Genomic DNA, 2,934 nt, shown 5'->3' on the forward strand with positions numbered 1-2,934 from the left:
AACCCGGGGAACTGAAACATCTAAGTACCCGGAGGAAAGGACATCAATTGAGACTCCGTCAGTAGTGGCGAGCGAACGCGGACCAGGCCGTGCAGTGACACAAGGCGAATGCGTTGGGAAGCGCAGCAAGATGGGTGACAGCCCCGTAGCCGTAGAATGATCTGCCGTTAGAGTAGGGCGGGACACGTGAAATCCTGTCTGAACATGGGGGGACCACCCTCCAAGCCTAAGTACTCCTTGTCGACCGATAGTGAACCAGTACCGTGAGGGAAAGGTGAAAAGCACCCCGACGAGGGGAGTGAAACAGTTCCTGAAACCGGGCGCCTACAAACAGTGGGAGCGCAAGTGACCACGTACCTTTTGTATAATGGGTCAGCGACTTGGTCTCACGAGCAAGCTTAAGCCGATAGGCGTATGCGCAGCGAAAGCGAGTCTGAACAGGGCGTTCAGTTCGTGGGATCAGACCCGAAACCGAGTGATCTAGGCATGTCCAGGATGAAGGTGCAGTAACATGCACTGGAGGTCCGAACCCACACCTGTTGAAAAAGGTCGGGATGAGGTGTGCCTAGGGGTGAAAGGCCAATCAAACTCGGAGATAGCTGGTTCTCCGCGAAATCTATTTAGGTAGAGCGTCATGTCTCGCCCCGGGGGGTAGAGCACTGGATGGGTGATGGGGGCCCACAGCCTTACTGAGCCTAACCAAACTCCGAATACCCGGGAGCGCAATCATGGCAGACACACGGCGGGTGCTAACGTCCGTCGTGGAGAGGGAAACAACCCTGACCTCCAGCTAAGGTCCCTAAGTCATGGCTAAGTGGGAAAGCATGTGAGACGGCCAAAACAACCAGGAGGTTGGCTTAGAAGCAGCCATCCTTTAAAGAAAGCGTAACAGCTCACTGGTCTAAATAAGCTGTCTTGCGGCGAAGATGTATCGGGGCTCAAGCCATGCACCGAAGCTGAGGATGCCCGCAAGGGCATGGTAGCGGAGCGTTCTGTGACAAAACCCTTCCGACTTGTCATCCTGCTTGCAGGGTGATCGGTCGGATCCGGGTTTGGCGATGAAGCGGCCCTGTGAGGGGTCGTGGAGCGATCAGAAGTGAGAATGCTGACATGAGTAGCGACAAAGGGGGTGAGAGACCCCCTCGCCGGAAGTCCAAGGGTTCCTGCTTAAAGCTAATCTGAGCAGGGTGAGCCGGCCCCTAAGCCGAGGCCGAAAGGCGTAGGCGATGGGAATCAGGTGAATATTCCTGAGCCAGGAGGAAGTGACGGATCGCGACTGTAGTGAGGCCTTATCGGATTGGTCTTGCTGCTGAGCGGTCCCTGGAAATAGCCCTCCATCAGACCGTACCCTAAACCGACACAGGTGGACAGGCAGAGCATGCCAAGGCGCTTGAGAGAACTACGTTGAAGGAACTCGGCAAAATACCTCCGTAAGTTCGCGAGAAGGAGGCCCGGTTCGTGGGCAACCATGGGCCGGGGGCACAACCCAGGGGGTGGCGACTGTTTACTAAAAACATAGGGCTCTGCGAAGCCGCAAGGCGACGTATAGGGTCTGACGCCTGCCCGGTGCCGGAAGGTTAAGAGGAGGTGTGCAAGCACCGAATTGAAGCCCCGGTAAACGGCGGCCGTAACTATAACGGTCCTAAGGTAGCGAAATTCCTTGTCGGGTAAGTTCCGACCTGCACGAATGGCGTAACGACTTCCCCGCTGTCTCCAACGTAGACTCAGCGAAATTGAATTCCCCGTGAAGATGCGGGGTTCCCGCGGTCAGACGGAAAGACCCCGTGCACCTTTACTACAGCTTCAGACTGGCATCAGGCGCGTGATGTGCAGGATAGGTGGTAGGCTATGAAACCCGGGCGCCAGCTCGGTGGAGCCATCCTTGAGATACCACCCTTCATTCGCTTGATGTCTAACCGCGGTCCATGAACCTGGATCCGGGACCCTCTGTGGCGGGTAGTTTGACTGGGGCGGTCGCCTCCCAAATCGTAACGGAGGCGCGCGATGGTGGGCTCAGAACGGTCGGACATCGTTCGTAGAGTGCAATGGCAGAAGCCCGCCTGACTGCGAGACTGACAAGTCGAGCAGAGTCGAAAGACGGCCATAGTGATCCGGTGGTCCCTCGTGGACGGGCCATCGCTCAACGGATAAAAGGTACGCCGGGGATAACAGGCTGATGATGCCCAAGAGTCCATATCGACGGCATCGTTTGGCACCTCGATGTCGGCTCATCACATCCTGGGGCTGGAGCAGGTCCCAAGGGTTCGGCTGTTCGCCGATTAAAGTGGTACGTGAGCTGGGTTTAGAACGTCGTGAGACAGTTCGGTCCCTATCTGCCGTGGGTGTTCGAGACTTGAGAGGAGCTGCCCCTAGTACGAGAGGACCGGGGTGGACGTACCACTGGTGGAGCTGTTGTGTCGCCAGACGCAGTGCAGCGTAGCTATGTACGGACAGGATAACCGCTGAAGGCATCTAAGCGGGAAGCCCCCCTCAAAACAAGGTCTCGCCGAGAGCCGTGGAAGACCACCACGTCGATAGGCTGGAAATGTAAGTGCAGCAATGCACTCAGTTGACCAGTACTAATCGCTCGATAGGCTTGATACGATCCAGATGAAGCGGAATACAATTCCACTTCCCAATCAGAACCCTCTGACACTCGAAAGACACCCTGTGCATTGCGCAGGTCCGGTGGACATAGCGTGAGGTAAACACCCGATCCCATCCCGAACTCGGAAGTTAAGACCCACTGCGCCGATGGTACTCGGGCTCAAGCCCCGGGAGAGTAGGTCACCGCCGGACCCGCTCAATGCACAGGACTGGGCCCAAAACGCCCCTCTCTCTTCACAAACCAACCCCACGCGGGGTGGAGCAGCCCGGTAGCTCGTCAGGCTCATAACCTGAAGGTCGCAGGTTCAAATCCTGCCCCCGCAACCA

General features: G+C 57.0%; 1 tRNA gene and 2 rRNA genes (1 of these 3 running past the window's edge). All 3 read left to right on the forward strand.

Annotated features, from left to right (window positions below):
* Nucleotides 1-2,604: ribosomal RNA gene (locus ACQ5SO_RS21155) — 23S ribosomal RNA — on the forward strand (it extends 223 nt beyond the left edge of the window).
* A gap of 80 nt (nt 2,605-2,684) precedes the next feature.
* Nucleotides 2,685-2,799, forward strand: a 5S ribosomal RNA gene (gene rrf, locus ACQ5SO_RS21160).
* A 58-nt stretch (nt 2,800-2,857) separates the two neighbouring features.
* A tRNA-Met gene (locus ACQ5SO_RS21165) sits at nt 2,858-2,934 on the forward strand.

It is taken from the genome of Rhodovulum sp. DZ06 (assembly GCF_050586345.1).
Classification (GTDB): domain Bacteria; phylum Pseudomonadota; class Alphaproteobacteria; order Rhodobacterales; family Rhodobacteraceae; genus JBOCEF01.